Here is a 15866-nt window from a genome sequence, read left to right as displayed (position 1 = left end):
CGGGAGGCGCGGGGCGGCGTGGCACCGCGCCTCCCGTCCGCTTGTTGGTCAGGAACCCAGACCGATGGACTTGTCGAGGAACTCGTTCGTGTACAGGTCGGAGGGCTTCAGGCCGCTCTTGACGTCACCGGTGCCGGCGAAGACGGGCGTCGCCTTGGCGATGAAGTCCTGCATGCGCTGTTCGTCCATCGACCCGATGTAGCCGTCGGTGTCCTTCGCGAGGCCGAGCTTCACCATCTGGGCCGCGGCGAACGCGCCGACCTTCGAGTCGTAGGTCCAGCCGTTGTTGTACTGCTGCACGAGCTTCGTGATGAGGTCGTTCGTGGCACCCGGGGACTTCAGGTAGTCCACGTCGGCCTGCTGCATGACCGGCACGAGCTTCTGCAGGCACGGCTCGAGCTTCTTCAGGTCACCGGTACGGACCGACATCGCCTCGGGGTAGGGGTTCCACCCCGTGCTCGAGACGAGCGCGTAGTCGACCTTCTTGCCCCAGGCCGCGACCTGGTTCTGGTAGATGTACGGCTCGGCGGTCGCGAAGCCCTGCTGGGCGTCCTTGCCGCCTGCGGACACGAACTTCGACGGCGTGCCGTCGTAGCTGCCGTCGAGGACCTTCTTCGGCAGGATCCCGGACTGCTCCAGGTAGGTCATGTACGCGGCACCGTTGAAGTAGCGGACGACGCCGCCGTCCTTCTCGAGGGCCTTGCCGAGGCCCTTGATGCTGTCGACCTCCGGGTACGTCTTCGGGTCCCACATGATCGACATCGGAGACTGGTCGTTCTCGGCGAACACCGCCGTGGTGGGCAGGTTGCCGGAGAACTGCACCTGCTCGTCCGTGGACATGTACCCGAGGGTGATGTCCTTGTCCTGGTACATCTGCGACGCGACCTTGGTGTAGCCGATCGCCGGGCCGCCGGCACGGATCTCGAGCTTGACGCCGGTGCTCTTCCCGTTGGCGTAGAGGTCGCCGGTGACGGTCTTGCCGGAGGAGTCGATCACCGGGTTCGGGCCGAGCATCTGGTAGAGGTGGCCGTGCTCGCCCTCGGGGTTCCAGTCGGTCTGGACGACGACGGTCGCGGGGCACGCGCCGGCGAGGTCGACCTTCGGCCCGGAGGCGGTCGACGAGGTCGCGGCGGTCGTCCCGGTGCTGCCGGACGACCCCGCCGCGCAGCCGGTGAGGGCGATGGCGGTGGCGGCGAGGGCGGCGGTGGCGACGCCGAGGCGGGAGGTGGTGCGCATGGAGGCTCCGTTCGTGGTGCGGGTCTCGTGGTGCTGTGGTGGGAAGGGGTGTGGGTTCTGGGGGGGATCAGCTGAAGTCGTGCCAGCGGCCGACGGCCAGGCGGCCGATCAGGCCGAACACGAGGAAGACGGCGACGCCGTAGAGCGAGGCGATCAGGATGGTCGCGTACAGCTCGGGGCCCATCAGGCGCGATGCGGTCACCTGGATGAGGACGCCGAGCCCGGGGTTGCCGCGCTGGAAGAACTGGTCGCCGACGATCGCCCCGATGACGCTCAGCCCGGCGGAGGTGCGCAGGCCGACGAAGATCGACGGCAGCGCGGCGGGGAACTGCAGCTTGACGAGCTGGGCGAACCGGCCGGCGCGCTGCAGCTGGAACAGCTCACGCTGCGCGCGGTCGGCGGACTGCAGTCCGAACAGCGTGTTCGACACCATCGGGAACAGCGCGATCATCACGGTGACGATCACGCGGCTGACGAACTCGTAGCCGAACAGGGCGCCGATGAGCGGCACGAGGGCGAGGATCGGCACGCACTGCAGCACCACCGCGTACGGGTACAGCGAGTTCTCGAGCCACTTCGCCTGCGCCATCGCCATCGCCCAGACGACGCCGATCACGATCGCGAAGCCGAGGCCGGTGAGCGAGACGACGGTGGTGCGTCCGAGGGCGGACCAGAGGTCGGAGCCGAACGTGGACGGCGACCCGTCCGGCATCGTCGGCGCGACGATCGCCTTCGCCACGAGGTGCGGGTACGGCACGAGGAAGGCCAGGCCGCGGACGTGGTCGTAGTACGCGGCCGCGGCGTACCAGATGCCGACGAGCACGGCGAGGACGACGACGGGCTGCCACCACGCGATGCCGCGGCGGGCCCGAGGAGCGGCGCGACGGGCGGCGGCCCGGACCGCGCGGGTCTCGGCGGCCTCCTGCAGGGTGACCATCAGCGGTGTCCTTCCCGGAGCGCGTGCGAGACCTCGCCGACCAGTTCGGCGAACTCGGGTGTGAAGCGGATGTCGGGGTCGCGGGGCATCGGGAACGGCACGTCGAACCGGCCGACGATGCTGCCGGGGCGCCCGGACATCACGATCACCTCGGTGGAGAGGTACACGGCCTCGGACACGGAGTGCGTGATGAAGAGCCCGGCGAACTGCTGTTCGACGAAGAGCCGGAGGAGTTCGTCGTTGAGGCGTTCGCGGGTGATCTCGTCGAGGGCGCCGAACGGCTCGTCGAACAGGAAGAGCTCCGGGTCGAGGGTGAGCGACCGGGCGAGCGAGACCCGCATCCGCATGCCGCCGGACAGCTGCTTCGGCAGGTTCGTCTCGAAGCCGTTCAGGCCGACGAGCTCGATGGCGTGGGCGGCCTTGGCGGCTCGCTCGGCCTTCGGCACGTGTCCGAGCTCGGCGAGCAGCTCGACGTTGCCCTGCACGGTGCGCCAGGGCAGGAGCGTGGCGTCCTGGAAGACGTAGCCGATGCGGTCGGCCGCGACACCGGCCGACCCGTCCGACGCGGTCTCGAGGCCGGAGGCGATGCGGAGCAGCGTGGACTTGCCGCAGCCGGACGGGCCGACGACCGAGACGAACTGACCGCGGTCCACGGTGAGGTCGACGCCCTGCAGGGCGATGGTGCCGTTCGGGAAGGTCATCTCGACGTTGCGGAAGTCGAGCAGCGTGTCCGTCGTGGCGACGGGTGGCGGGGCGGTGGTGGTCACGATCACCTCGGGTTCTCGGTGCGGGCGGGCGGAGGGGTCAGGCGGGGACGGCGGCCGCGGCTGCGGCCGGCGCGGCGACGGTCCGTCGCACCTCGGTGCGGGCGACGAGTCGCCCGCGGGACAGGACGATGCGGTCGGCGGGGGCGTTCGCGACGGCGTCGGTGACGCTCGTCGCGGCCACGGCGAGCAGGTCGGCGCGCCGCCCGGGGACGGGACCGGCGGCCGGGAGGCCCATCACGCTCCGGGCGGTGTCGCTCACCATCGCGTACGCCTGGTCCGGCGTCACGTGGCCGGCGGAGACGAGCAGCGATGCGGTCTCGAAGGCGTCGCTCCGGCCGACCGGGTTGAAGGGGTCGCGGACGTTGTCCGCGCCGGCGGCGACGCGGACGCCGGCGTCGAGGAGCGCCTGGATGGCGGTCAGTCCCCGCGGCGTGGCGACCGGGTACTGCCAGCCCTGCAGGTACAGGTTCGTGATCGGGAGCGTGATCACCCCGAGGTCGGCTGCGGCGACGTCGGCGACCACCTCGGCGAGCCGCTCCGGCCCCAGGGTGCCGAGCCGGACGCAGTGCCCGGCGGAGTACTGCCGGTCCCGTCGCAGCGAGCGGGATGCCCGGGCGTAGTGGTCGAGGGTCACCGGGCCGTCGAGGCTCTCGTCGGCGTGCAGGTCGACGCCGAGGCCCCGTCGGTGGGCGATGGCGAGGAGTCGGTCGACGTCCGCGAGGGGGTCCTCGGCGAGGTGCGGGGCGCCGCCGACCAGGTCCACGCCGAGGTCGAGCACCGCCTCGACGTGCTCGTCGGGGGCGAGCGGGCCGGCGAGGGCGACGAGCTCGATGTCCATCAGGCCGGCGAGTTCGTCGCGGACCTGCACGAGGGCACGAGCGCCGCGCAGGGCCTGCTCCGTGGTGGCGGGCCGGTCCGCCGCGCTGTGTCGGCCGCTGAGGACGTCGACGTGACTCCGGACGGCCGTGGTGCCGGCGGCGAGCAGCGTGAGGGCGGCGGTCCGGGCCCGGTCGGCGATGTCCTCGACGGTCATGGTCGTCGCGTGCGCGGTCCACGAGGCGATCGCGGCACCGAGGTCGCCGAGCGGCGGCCGGATGACGTCGGCGCTGAGGGCCTTGTCGAGGTGGGCGTGCGGTTCTGCCGGTGCGGTCAGGAGCAGCCGGCCGCCGAGGTCGATCGTCTCCTCCGCCGGCGCCGCGAGGGTGCCGGCCGGGGCCACGGTGGAGACGGTCTCGCCGTCGATCGCGACGTCGACCGACCGGCCGTCCGGCAGCAGCGCGGAGCGCAGGAGGGCGATCGGGCGGGGCACTGACGAGTCCATCCGGAGCCTCTCGATCGTGTGTGAGAATGTTGATCGCATCAACATCTCCGATGCTAGGGCGGCAGTGTTTCCCTCTCGTTTCGAGGCGGTTGCCGTGTGTGACGCCCGCCCCGACGCGACCGGGAGCGGGAACGAGCGTTCCGGCCGAGCGGTCGGGACGGCCCCACCGAGGACGAGAGGAGCGCGCGTGAGCACCGGCACCACCACCGAGACCGACCGCGTCGTCGACGACCAGACCCAGCGGATCGGTGAGCACATCCGTGCCCGCCGACGCGCCGCACGACTGACCCTCGTGCAGGTCGCCGAGTTGACGGGTCTGTCGCACCCGTTCCTCAGCCAGGTCGAGCGCGGGCACTCCCGCGCCAGCATGGTGTCCCTCGAGAAGATCGCCGCGGCGCTCGGCACGACCCAGGTCGAACTGCTCGCCGCCGGTGCCCCCGAGCGACCGGAGCACGAGGTCCGCCTGCCCGAGGTGATCCGTGCCGGCGAGGGCGCCCGCGGACCGTTCTCGAGCGGCGAGGCCCGGCTGCTCGTGCACGCCGGCCCACACGCGTTCGAGCCGCTGGAGTGGGTCGGCGACAACACGGACCTCGGCGAGTACTTCGAGCACCACGAGGACGAGTTCCTCACCGTGCTCGCCGGCCGCGTGCACCTCGACCTGCGCGGACGGGAACCGCTCGACCTCGGACCCGGCGACTCGGCGTACTACCGCGGCGGCACCGGCCACCGGTGGTGCAGCGCGGACGGCAGCCGCTTCCACATGATCGTGGTCAAGGAGACCCCGCGCGCCGGAGCGATCGCGTGAACGCCGTGCCGGAGCGTCGGCGGCTGCGCGTCGCCGCCCGCCACGAAGTCGCCACGGACGTCGTCGCACTCGACCTGGCCCCGGTCGACGGTCCGGCACTGCCGGACTGGGAACCCGGAGCGCACGTCGACCTCGAGGTCTCCCCCGGGACCGAGCGCCAGTACTCGCTCGTCACGACGACCGCCGACGGGCACTGGCGCATCGCCGTGCTCCGCGAGCCCGACGGCCGCGGCGGATCGGTCGCCGTGCACGAGGGGCTGGCGGTCGGCGACGAGGTCGTGGTGGCCGGGCCGCGGAACCACTTCGGCCACGACCCGGCGCTCCCCGCGGTCTTCGTCGCCGGGGGCATCGGGATCACGCCGATCCGGTCGATGATCGCCGCCGCCGAACGCGCCGGCACCCCGTGGGAGCTCCACTACGCGGGGCGGTCCCGCGACCGCATGGCGTTCGTGCACGAGCTCGTCGCCGCGCACCCCGACCGGGTCGTCGTGGCGGCGACCGACGAGGGCGTCCGGCTCGACGTCGACGCGCTCCTCGCCGCACCGCGCGACGCGGTCGTGTACTGCTGCGGGCCGCGCGGGCTCATGGACGCGGTCGAGGCCGCCGCCGCGCACTGGCCGGCGGGCAGCGTCCGCGTCGAGCGCTTCGAGCCCGCCGCGGACGTCGACGCCCCCGGCGAGGCCTTCGAGGTCGAGCTCACGGTCACCGGCGTCACCGTGACGGTTCCAGCCGACCGGACCCTGCTCGAGGTCGCGGAGGACGCCGGCGCCTTCGTGCTCTCGTCCTGCCGGGAGGGCACGTGCGGCACCTGCGAGACCCCCGTGCTCGAGGGCGCGGTCGAGCACCGGGACACCGTGCTCAGCCCCGAGGAGCAGGCCGACGACCGCACCATGATGGTCTGCGTGTCCCGCGCCCGGCGCGGCTGCCCGCGACTGGTGCTCGAACTCTGACCGGACGGACTACGGACGCTCGGTGCCGTCGAGCGGGCCGCCGGTGAGCGCGGACAGGCGCTCAAGGCCCGCTTCGGCCACGAGCTGTCGGGCGAGCGGACGCGCCCGTTCGACCGCCTCACGGACGTCCACCCGGGTGACGTCGCCGTCCGCGACGCTCAGCTCGCCGTCCACCCAGACGTCGCGGACCTCGCGACTGCCGGCGACGAAGACCACCGCCTGGTAGGGGTCGTGGACGTTGGCGAGGGTCGGGGAGTCGCCGTCGAGGACGACCAGGTCCGCGCGCTTGCCCGGCTCCAGCGAGCCGATCTCGTCCTCCATGCGCAGGGCACGGGCGCCGCCGATCGTCCCCATCTCGAAGGCCTCGCGGGCGCTCATCGCGGTGGCCTGCAGGTCCCGCACCCGAGCGAGCAGCGCGGCCGTCTTCATCGCCTGCAGGAAGTCCTGGGAGTCGTTCGACGCCGGGCCGTCGACCCCGATGCCCACCGGGACGCCGAGCGCACGGAGTTCCGCGATCGGGGCGATGCCGCTGGCGAGGATCCCGTTCGCGACCGGGTTGTGGGCCACGCCGACGCCGTTGGCCGCGTACCGCTCCCGGTCCTCGCGGTCCACCCAGACGCTGTGCGCGGCGATCACCGGGACCTGGAACATGCCCGTCGCCTCGGCGTGCCCGATGGCCGTCCGTCCGGTGCGCTGCCGGGCCGCGGTGACCTCCTCGCGCACCTCGTGGAAGTGCACGTGCACGCCGTGGCCGCCGGCGACCGCGTAGTCGACGTGCTCCTGCCAGGTGTCGTCCGTGTACCGCCCGATCGACGAGACGCCGACCCGGAACGTGCTGTACCGGCTGGCGGCGGCGGCCTCGCGCAGGGCCTCGAACTCCTCCAGGATGGGCGTCGCGCCGAAGTCGCGGTCGACGTCGCCGGAGCCGAACGACACGACCCCGCGCAGCCCGAGGTCCTCGAGCGCCTGCACCACGCCGGGTGTCGCCGGTTCGTCCGGCACCGGGTCGGCGCAGAACATGTCGTTCGCCGTCGTCACCCCGCTCCGGAGCAGCTGGATGCCCTGCAGCACCGTGCCCGCGTAGGCCTTGTCCCGGGTCATCACCGGGTTGACGCGCCCGATCAACGCCGTGAGCCACTCCCACAGCGTGTACTGCGAACCGATCCCCGTGATGAGCCCCTCGCTGAAGTGGCCGTGGGTGTTCACGAAGCCGGGCGTGACGATGTCGTACGCACCGCCGCGCACCGGTGCGTCCGGGTGGGCCGCGGCGAGTTCGGCGTACGTGCCGACCGCGGCGATCCGGTCGCCGTCGAGGAGCACGGCTCCGTCGCGGATCGCGGCGGGCGTGGCAGCGCCGTCGGGTGCTGCGGTGAGCACCCATCCGGCGCGGATCAGGGTCTGCGTCATGGGGCGAACCTACGGTCCGCGTGTTCCCCGGGTGTTTCCGCGCGGTTACCCCGCGATGCCGACCGAGGGTCCTGGAACGCCGGGACGGAGCAGCTGCGCCGGCCGTGCCCACCCCGTCCGAGCGCACCCCGTCACGGACCGGAAACAGGGGACTGCTAGAAACACCACCATGCTGACCGTCACCGGAGCCCTCCGCGTCCTCGTCGACCCCCGGACCGAACGGGAGGGCGACGTCGTCGTCGACGACGGCAGTGACCTCGTCACCACCCTCGACGCGTCCGGGTGCGTCGTCACGGCCGGTCTCGTCAATGCGCACCACCATCTCCTCCAGACCGCGTTCCGCACCCTGCCCGGAACTCGCGGCGTGCCGATGGCGGACTGGCTCCCGACCATGGCCGCGGCGTACGGACGGGTGGGGCACGACCCCGAGCTGTACGCACTGGCGGCGTCCGCCGGAGCCGCGGAGGGCCTCCTGTCCGGCGTCACGACGATCGCCGACCACCACCTGAACTGGCCCGCGGAGGCGGCCACGGACGACACCGTCGCGCTCGCCGCGGCCACCGTGGGCGCGGTCCGCGGTCTCGGCGGTCGGGTCGTCTTCGTCCGCGGCTCGGCACGGGACGACCCGGACCGCGCGGCGGCCTCGGCGGACGCGATCGCGTCACGACTGCTGCACGGCGACGCCGTCGGCGGCGTGGACCCGGACGGCGGGCTCCAGGTCGCCGTCGGTCCGGCCGGCGTGCACTCCGACGGCGAGGCGACCTTCCGCGCGCTCGGCGAGGTGGCGGCGCGGCACGGACTCCGCCGGCGGACCCAGGCCAACGAACAGGTCGACACCGCGATCGCGCTCGAGCGCTACGGCCGTCGTCCGCTCGACCTGCTCGAGGAGTGGGGGTGGCTCGCGCCGGACGTCACGATCGCGCACCTCTGCGACGTCACCGACGACGAGATCGCCCGGCTCGCGGCAGCGGGCGTCACCGCCACGCACGCACCCGGGTGCGACGTGCCGATGGGCTGGGGCATCGCTCCCGTCGCACGGCTCGCCGCGGCCGGGGTCCCGGTCGGCCTCGGCACGAGCGGCGGCGGCAGCAACGACGCCGGACACCTGCTCGCGGACGCCCGGTTGGCCATGCAGGTGTCGGCGCTCGTCGGGCCGCAGCTGCCGGCGCGGCAGGTGCTCGGCGCGGCGACCGAGGGTTCCGCGGCGGGGCTCGGGCGTCCGGAGCTCGGGCACCTCGGCGCCGGGAGCGCGGGCGACCTGTGCGTGTGGGACGTCTCCGGAGTGGCGGACGCGGGAGTCGCCGACCCCGTCGCGGGACTCCTCTGGGCCGCCCCCGGGCGGCGGCCCCGACACGTCGTCGTGGGTGGGCGCGTGGTGGTGCGTGACGGGGCGCTCGTCGCGGCGGACGAGCGGGAGATCGCCGCGCGGCTCGCCGAACGACTGGTCCGGACACCCGCCGTCGCCTGACCGGATCGTGCGCCGCCGGCTCAGCTCGCGGACACCGCCCGGCGGTGGATGGGACCGGCACCGTCGACGAGCGCACCGCCGCCGGCGCCGGTCCGGACGGCGATCACCTCGGCCATGATCGCGACCGCCATCTCCGCCGGCGTCGTCGCACCGATGTCGAGCCCGATCGGGGACCGCAGCCGGTCGGTGTCCGGCGTCCCGAGCGCCCGCAGCTCCGCCATCCGGCGTGCGTTCGTCGTGCGGGAGCCCATCGCCCCGACGTACCCGGCACCCCGTCTGAGCGCCGAGTCGACCACGGCGGCGTCGAACCGGTCGTCGTGCGAGAGAACCACGACGGCGGTGGTCGCGTCCACCGGCAACGCCTCGACCACACGCGTCGGCCAGCCCACGATGCGTTCGTCGGCGGCCGGGAAGCGCTCGTCGGTCAGGAACACCGGCCGCGGGTCGACGACCGTCACGGCGTAGCCGAGCACCGCGGCCGCGTTCGTGAGGGCCACGGCGAACTCCACCGCGCCCACCACGATGCACCGCGGCCGGACGTCGGCCCGCTCGACGAAGAGCCGGCCGCCGCAGCCGTCGGGGACGTGCACGACCGCGCCGAGCGTCGCCGGGTCGAGCGAGAGGCCGAGCGACGTCGGCACCCCGGACGCCGCGCGCCGGAGTGCGTCCACGACGTCGACGTCGTCGGGACGGACGCGACGGACCAGGACCTCGACGCGACCACCGCAGCGGAGCGCCGGTGCCCACATCGCGTCGACGTCGTCCGGGTCGTCGTCGAACCCGAAGCGTTCGAGCACCGCCTCGCCGGTCTCGAGGACCTGCTCCGCCGTGTCGAACAGCGCCCCCTCGACGCACCCGCCGGAGATGGTGCCGACGACCTGGCCGCCGGGCAGGACGGCCATCGACGAGCCGACGCCGGTCGGCGCGCTGCCCGTCATCGCGACGGCCGTCGCGACGACCACGGGCTCCCCCGCGTCGAGGGCGGCCAGGAGGCGCGGTGCCAGTTCGAACATCACGCACCCCCGGCGTCGGTCGCGTCCTGGAGCATCGCCCAGACGCGGTCGCGCGTCATCGGCAACCGGTGGGGGCGCACGCCGACGGCGTCGCGCACCGCGTTCGCGACGGCTGGCGCGACCGGGTTGTACGGCGCCTCGCTCATCGACTTCGCGCCGAGGGGGCCGAGCGGGTCGTGCGTGTCGGCGAAGCGCACCTCGGTGCGGGGCACGTCGGAGATCTTCGGCACCCGGTACGCCCGGAACGCGTCGGTCGTCACCCGACCGGTCTCGTCCAGCACGACCTCCTCGTAGAGCGCCGAGCCGATCGCCTGCGCGGCGCCGCCCTCCACCTGGCCGCGGAGCTGCTCCGGGTTCAGGACGGTGCCGGCGTCCACCGCCTGCACGCTGTGCAGCACGCGGACCTCACCCGTCGGCCGGTGCACCGCCACCCGGGCGCCGTGCACGGTGAACGCGAGCGACCGTGGCGTGCCGTCGTGGCTGCCGTGCGCGACGAGCGGGCCGTCGGCGAGCAGCTCGGCGTGCCCGACGAGCTCCTCCCCGATGCGGACGCCGTCCGGCCCGATCGAGACCGCCGGCCCGAGCGGACCCGACGCGGTCCGGGGTGTCCGGGCGGCGACGATCCCGAGGGCGCGCGCGGTCATGTCCTCCCGCAGTGCCTGTGCCGCGGCGTACAGCGCCTTGCCGGCGACCACGACCCCGGCGGACCCGAACGCCCCGGTGTCGTGCCGGGCAGCGTCGGTGTCCGATTGGTGCACGTCGACCCGGTCCGTGGTGGTGCCGAGGGCGGTGGCGACGAGCTGCGTGTGCACCGTCGTCGTCCCGTTGCCGAACTCGGCCGTGCCGACGCCGATGCGGTACCGGCCCTCCGCCGTGGCCTCGACCGACACGTGCGCGTGGTGCCCGCGCGGTGGCATCGTGGCGATCGCCGCAAGGGCGACCCCGGTGCCGAACGCCCAGTCCCCGGAGTCGTCCAGCGGTGGCCCGTCCATGCGTGGGACCTCGGGTACCGGTGCACGGAGGGCGTCCTCCACCAGGTCGATGCACTGGTCGAGTCCGTAGCTGCCCTCCCAGCGCAGGTCGTCCTGCTCGTGCGGGTCCGTGACCACCAGGGGGTCTCCGGGGACCACGACGTTCCGCCGCCGCAGGTCGAGCGGGTCGATGCCGAGCTCCCGGGCGAGCTCGTCCATGGCGGACTCGATCGCGAACACGACCTGGCCGAGCCCGTACCCGCGGAACGCCCCGGACGGCAGGTTGTTCGTGTACACGGACTCCGCGTCCACGCGCTTCGACGGGCACCGGTAGACGGCGACGGACTCGCTGACGGAGTGGAACATGACACCGATCCCGTGGTTGCCGTACGCGCCGGTGTCCATGGTCTGGTCGACGTGCAGTGCCGTCAGGTGCCCCTCGGCGTCGGCACCGAGCCGGACCCGCACGCGCATCGGGTGCCGGGTCGGGGCGATCGTGAACTCGTCACGCCGACTGAACTCGTACTGCACCGCGCGACCGGTCCGCAGCACCGCGAGGGTGACCAGGTCCTCGGTCAGCAACTCCTGCTTCCCGCCGAACCCACCGCCGACGCGCTTCGCGATGACACGGACTCGGCTCGGGTCGAGGCCGAACACGTGCGCGATCTCGTCCCGCACCAGGAACGGGACCTGCGTCGCGGTCCGGAGCACGAGCCGCCCGTCGCGGTCGACGGACCCGCGGGTCGCGTGGGTCTCGAGCGCGGCGTGCGAGACGCGTCCGGTCGTCCAGGTGCCCTCGACGGTGGCCGCGGCCGTCGCCAGGGCTCCGTCGACGTCGCCCGTCTCACCGTGCAGGGCGGCGACCACGTTGCGGCCCGGCTCGGCGATCCGGTGCTCCTGGGTCGTCTTGTCGGCGTGCAGGAGCGGAGCGCCGGCGGCACGGGCCGCGTCCGGGTCGTGCACGCTGGGCAGCACCTCGTAGCGCACCCGAACGAGGGCGCAGGCCTGCTCGGCGATCCGGACGCTGTCCGCGACCACTGCGGCCACGCGCTGCCCACGGAAACGGAGCACCCGGTCGAGCACCCGGGTGTCGTCCGGGTCGTCCAGGCGGGACTCGTGCCGACCGGTGGAGAACAGCACGCCGGGGTCGTCGTGGTGGGTGAGGACGGCGTGCACGCCCGGGAGGGCTTCGGCCTCCGCCGTGTCGATCGACACGATGCGGGCGTGCGGGTGCGGGCTGCCGAGGACCGCGAGGTGCAACAGACCCTCGGTCCGCCGCACGTCGAGCGTGTACTCCTCGCGTCCGGTCACGATCGCCATCGCGGCGGGAGCGGCGACCGACGTGCCGATCGCCTGACCGGCCGCCGCGCACGCCGTGTTCGCGACCCCGTCCAGGGCGTCCTCGATCGCCCGGTACCCGGTGCACCGGCAGAGGTTGCCCTTCAAGGCGCGGTGCCGGTCGGCCAGGGCGTCCTCGTCGAGCGTGGACGCCGTGACGACGTACCCGGCGGTGCAGAAGCCGCACTGGAAGCCCGGGGCCTCGGCGAACGCGCGCTGCACGGGGTGCGGGTCCTCCGGCGTTCCGAGCCCGGCCGCCGTGGTGACGGCACGACCCGCCATCCGGTGCGCCGGCGTGATGCAGGAGTGGACCGGCACACCGTCGACGAGCACCGAGCACGCACCGCAGTCGCCCGCGTCGCAGCCCTTCTTCACGGACGTCACCCCGTGCTCGCGGAGCAGGGTGCGGAGGACCTGACCGGGCTGCGGTTCGGCGTCCACCGTCGCGCCGTCGACCTCGAACCTCATGCCGCACCGCCCGTCGTCCCGAGCGCCTCAGCGACGACCTCCGCCGCGAACCGCCGGGTCACCGCGCGCCGCCAGTCCGGGGAACCGTGCGGGTCGTCGTACCAGGCGTCGTGTGCCTCCAGTCGTGCGTCGACCTCCGCGGCGGTCGGGACCCCGGGGTGACGGAGCACGAGCGGCCGCGGGGTCGCCCCGGTCACGACGAGGACGAAGCCCGACGCCGACCACCGCGCCGTGACGAGTGCACCGGTCCGGCCGTGCGGGCTGAGGGACACCCGTCGGAACCCGGTGCGCGCCACGAGGGCCGCTCGTGGCACGTCGAACGCCCGGATGACCTCACCCGGCGCGAGGTCGGTCGTCCGCGGCCCGGTGACCAGGTCCGCCACCGGGACCCGGCGCTCCCCGCCGTCCGGCGTCCAGACCTCCGCGATCGCGTCGAGCGTCACGAGCAGCGCGGTGATCGCCCCCGCCGGCAGGGCGACCGCGACGTTGCCGCCGACCGTCGCCTGGTTCCACACCTTGAACGACGCCAGCAACGCGTTGGCGCACCGGTCGACGAGCGGCCAGGCACGCCAGTCGTCCTCGGGCGCCACGCGCAGCAGCGACGCGATCGTGCACGTCGCGGCGATCCGGAGCCCTCCGGCGCTGCGCTCGGTGTCGCGCCACCCCAGTGTCGTGAGGTCGACGAGCCCGGTCAGGCCCGGCTGCTCCTCCGAGTACAACCAGGTGCCGCCGGCGAGGGGATGCTCACCGGGACCGAACGAGAGGTCGTCGCGGTGCGACGGTGTCCGCACGGTGCGGACGGAGACGAGGTCCATTGCAGGGTCCGATCGGGATGGTGGGACGGGTGTCGGTGGCGCCGTCGGACCGTCGTCCGTGCGCGATCATCCCGCGGTTCCACGCCGAGGACCGCCGGGGTGCGGATGTGTGCGCCACGGGGCCCTCCTCGATCGGGTGCGTCGTGGCGGCAACGCTATGGAACGGGTGTTTCCGTGTGGTTACGGGCGTTCGACGGCTGCGTCACGACCGGGCCGTGGCCGCTGACGGAGCTCGTGACCTGTTCGACCCACCGCCGAAACACGCGGGTGTCATCGTCGCCTCCATGGAGATCACCGACGTCCAGCCAGTCCCCACCACCACGACCGTCCACCTCGGTGCGAACCAGTACGGCAAGGCCGAGGTCCGGCTCGTCCGGGTGACGCGCGACACCGACCGGCACGAGATCGAGGACCTGACCGTCACGACGCAGTTGCGCGGTGCGGCGCTCGCCGACTCGTACACCGAGGGCGACAACGCGAAGGTCGTCGCGACGGACACGCAGAAGAACACCGTCTACGCCTTCGCGAAGGAGCACGGGGTGGGCACGCCGGAGGAGTTCCTCCTGCGCCTCGGCCGGCACTTCAGCACCGCCTTCGACTGGTACGACGGCTCCACCCTGTCCGCCGAGCAGCACACATGGGAGCGGATCGTCGTCGACGGCCGGGAGCACGACCACTCGTTCGTCCGGGCCGGCCGCGGAACCCGCACGGCCGTGGTGCAGGTCGACGGCGACGACGTGCACGTGCTCGCCGGGGTCACCGACCTGACGGTCCTGAAGTCGACCGGCAGCGAGTTCCACGGGTTCCCGCGCGACGGGTACACGACGCTCGCGGAGACCGACGACCGGATCCTCGCGACCTCGGTGACGGCCCGCTGGCGCTACACGCCCGAGGCGGTGGCGGCGGGCATCGACTACGACGCCGTGTACGCGGGCGTCCTCGACCAGATGCTCGCGACCTTCGCCGAGCTGCACTCCCTGGCGCTGCAGCAGACCCTGTTCGCGATGGGCCGCTCGGCGATCGAGGCGTTCCCGGAGATCGCCGAGGTGCGGTTCTCGATGCCGAACAAGCACCACTTCCTGGTCGACCTCGCACCGTTCGGCCTGGACAACCCCGGCGAGGTGTTCTTCGCCGCCGACCGGCCCTACGGTCTGATCTCCGGCACCGTCGTGCGCGACGGCGTCGCCGAGGCCCCTGCCGCGTGGACGTCGGTGCCGGCGTTCGTGTGACCGACGTGGTGGGCGTGCTGCTCGCCGCCGGTGCGGGGACGCGGATGGGGCGGCCGAAGGCGCTGGTCGCCGAGCCGGACGGCACTCCGTGGCTGCACCTCGGCGTCGACGCGCTCCTGGTCGGGGGCTGCGACCGGGTCGTCGTCGTCCTCGGCGCCGCCGCCGCCCGGGCGCGGGCCCTCGTGCCCGCCGTGGACGCGGTCACCGTCGTCGTCGCGGACGACTGGGCAGCGGGTCCGGGCGCGTCACTCGCCGTCGGGCTCGCGGCCGTCACCGGTCCGGCGTCGGCGTGCGTCTCCCTCGTCGACCTGCCCGGCCTCCCCGCGTCGGCCGTCCGGCGGGTGATCGGCGACGGTGACCGCCCGGCGGCGCTCCGCCGCGCGGTCCACCACGGCGTGCCGGGACACCCGGTGGTCGTCGGCTCGGAGCACCGCGCCGCGCTGATCGCCGCGCTGTCCCGCGACCCCGCGCACGGCGCCGGGCCGTGGCTCGCGTCGTCGGGCGCGGAACCCGTCGAGTGCGGCGACCTGTGGGACGGTCACGACCAGGACCACCCCCGCTGCTAGCGGGGGTCTCGGTCACCCATCGCGTCTCACTGGACCGACCGCTCACGGCGGTCGAGTTCGGTCAGCATCGCGTCGGTCCGGCGGACCGCTCGAGGGGCAACGATCAGGGAGGCGACCAGCATGACGAGGAAGAGGCCGACGAAGATCCAGGAGAGCGGTTGTCCGGACGCTGCGACCCAGACGGAGAGGCCGGTCATCGGAACGTACACCAGCGGGGCCGCCCATCGCAGCGGGTGGTACTGGTTCCGGTGCTGCTGCACCGCACGTCGCCATCCCTCGACGTCGACGTCGGGCGGGACGACCCCGCGCCGGACTGCTCGACGGAAGCCCGCGTCCTGCAGGACGGTGCCGTACCCGCGCCGCAGCCGGATGAGGAAGATCGCCATGACGATGCCGTACGCGGCACCCGTGATGGCGGAGATCACGGCTCGCTCGACAGCGTTGAGCTCCGGCATCACGACGATCGTCACCAGGAACCACAGGCCGCCGAACGCGACGGCGAGTGCCAGCGCACCGCGACCAGCTGACGGACGGGAGGCGCGGTGCGGGCCCGCCCCGCGCCTCCTGTCCGTCGC

The 15866-nt window shown here is 73.5% G+C and carries 14 protein-coding genes; 5 read left to right on the top strand and 9 right to left on the bottom strand.

Annotated features, from left to right (window positions below; all coding sequences use genetic code 11):
• Positions 1 to 48: 48 nt before the first annotated feature.
• The 4 genes from BIV01_RS13135 to BIV01_RS13120 form a co-directional block, all read right to left on the bottom strand.
• Entirely contained in the window at positions 49 to 1236 is a 1188-nt protein-coding gene (locus BIV01_RS13135; protein WP_071303113.1) for a nitrate ABC transporter substrate-binding protein, read from the bottom strand.
• 67 nt (positions 1237 to 1303) lie between these two features.
• Complete coding sequence (locus BIV01_RS13130; RefSeq protein WP_071295296.1) at positions 1304 to 2173, bottom strand: ABC transporter permease; 870 nt, start codon at positions 2171 to 2173, stop codon at positions 1304 to 1306.
• The gene (locus tag BIV01_RS13125; RefSeq protein WP_254789361.1) at positions 2173 to 2940 is read right to left on the bottom strand and encodes an ABC transporter ATP-binding protein; all 768 of its coding nucleotides are present in this window, start codon (positions 2938 to 2940) and stop codon (positions 2173 to 2175) included. Before BIV01_RS13125 ends, BIV01_RS13130 begins: the two co-directional genes overlap by 1 nt.
• A gap of 37 nt (positions 2941 to 2977) precedes the next feature.
• A complete protein-coding gene (locus BIV01_RS13120; RefSeq protein WP_071303112.1) occupies positions 2978 to 4261 on the bottom strand; it encodes an amidohydrolase family protein in 1284 nt (427 codons plus the stop codon).
• A gap of 187 nt (positions 4262 to 4448) precedes the next feature.
• Between BIV01_RS13120 and BIV01_RS13115 the strand changes: the two genes are divergently transcribed.
• A complete protein-coding gene (locus BIV01_RS13115; RefSeq protein WP_071295298.1) occupies positions 4449 to 5066 on the top strand; it encodes a helix-turn-helix domain-containing protein in 618 nt (205 codons plus the stop codon).
• Positions 5063 to 6016: a PDR/VanB family oxidoreductase gene (locus BIV01_RS13110; RefSeq protein ID WP_083414022.1), complete on the top strand. Its 954-nt coding sequence runs from the start codon at positions 5063 to 5065 to the stop codon at positions 6014 to 6016. The genes BIV01_RS13115 and BIV01_RS13110 overlap by 4 nt, the downstream gene beginning before the upstream one ends.
• A gap of 9 nt (positions 6017 to 6025) precedes the next feature.
• On the opposite strand, the gene BIV01_RS13105 is transcribed toward BIV01_RS13110, so the two are convergent.
• A complete protein-coding gene (locus BIV01_RS13105) occupies positions 6026 to 7423 on the bottom strand; it encodes an amidohydrolase family protein (RefSeq protein WP_070416838.1) in 1398 nt (465 codons plus the stop codon).
• A 169-nt stretch (positions 7424 to 7592) separates the two neighbouring features.
• On the opposite strand from BIV01_RS13105, the gene BIV01_RS13100 reads away from it, so the two are divergent.
• Positions 7593 to 8891 (top strand): amidohydrolase family protein, encoded by a 1299-nt coding sequence (locus tag BIV01_RS13100; RefSeq protein ID WP_071303111.1) that lies wholly within the window; start codon positions 7593 to 7595, stop codon positions 8889 to 8891.
• Positions 8892 to 8911: 20 nt separating this feature from the next.
• Here the strand turns inward: BIV01_RS13100 and BIV01_RS13095 are convergent, their stop codons facing one another.
• From BIV01_RS13095 to BIV01_RS13085, 3 genes are read right to left on the bottom strand one after another with little or no spacing between them, the layout of a single operon-like run.
• Entirely contained in the window at positions 8912 to 9904 is a 993-nt protein-coding gene (locus tag BIV01_RS13095) for an XdhC family protein (protein WP_071303110.1), read from the bottom strand.
• Positions 9904 to 12681 (bottom strand): molybdopterin-dependent oxidoreductase, encoded by a 2778-nt coding sequence (locus BIV01_RS13090; RefSeq protein WP_071303109.1) that lies wholly within the window; start codon positions 12679 to 12681, stop codon positions 9904 to 9906. Before BIV01_RS13090 ends, BIV01_RS13095 begins: the two co-directional genes overlap by 1 nt.
• Positions 12678 to 13496, bottom strand: a complete 819-nt coding sequence (locus tag BIV01_RS13085) for an FAD binding domain-containing protein (protein ID WP_071303108.1) — start codon at positions 13494 to 13496, stop codon at positions 12678 to 12680. The genes BIV01_RS13090 and BIV01_RS13085 overlap by 4 nt, the downstream gene beginning before the upstream one ends.
• Before the next feature lie 284 nt (positions 13497 to 13780).
• Here BIV01_RS13085 and pucL point away from each other — a divergent pair, with 284 nt between their 5' ends.
• On the top strand, positions 13781 to 14725 hold the full coding sequence (pucL, locus tag BIV01_RS13080) for a factor-independent urate hydroxylase (RefSeq protein WP_071303164.1): 945 nt from the start codon (positions 13781 to 13783) through the stop codon (positions 14723 to 14725).
• Positions 14722 to 15291, top strand: coding sequence for a nucleotidyltransferase family protein (locus tag BIV01_RS13075; protein WP_254791836.1), 570 nt, complete (start codon positions 14722 to 14724; stop codon positions 15289 to 15291). Before pucL ends, BIV01_RS13075 begins: the two co-directional genes overlap by 4 nt.
• Positions 15292 to 15317: 26 nt before the next feature.
• On the opposite strand, the gene BIV01_RS13070 is transcribed toward BIV01_RS13075, so the two are convergent.
• The gene (locus BIV01_RS13070) at positions 15318 to 15746 is read right to left on the bottom strand and encodes a hypothetical protein (RefSeq protein WP_139199356.1); all 429 of its coding nucleotides are present in this window, start codon (positions 15744 to 15746) and stop codon (positions 15318 to 15320) included.
• Positions 15747 to 15866 lie beyond the last annotated feature (120 nt).

It is taken from the genome of Curtobacterium sp. MCBA15_013 (assembly GCF_001865095.1).
GTDB lineage: Bacteria > Actinomycetota > Actinomycetes > Actinomycetales > Microbacteriaceae > Curtobacterium.
The sequence above is the reverse complement of the archived record's forward strand: the minus strand, read 5'-3'. Positions and strand labels throughout refer to the sequence as shown.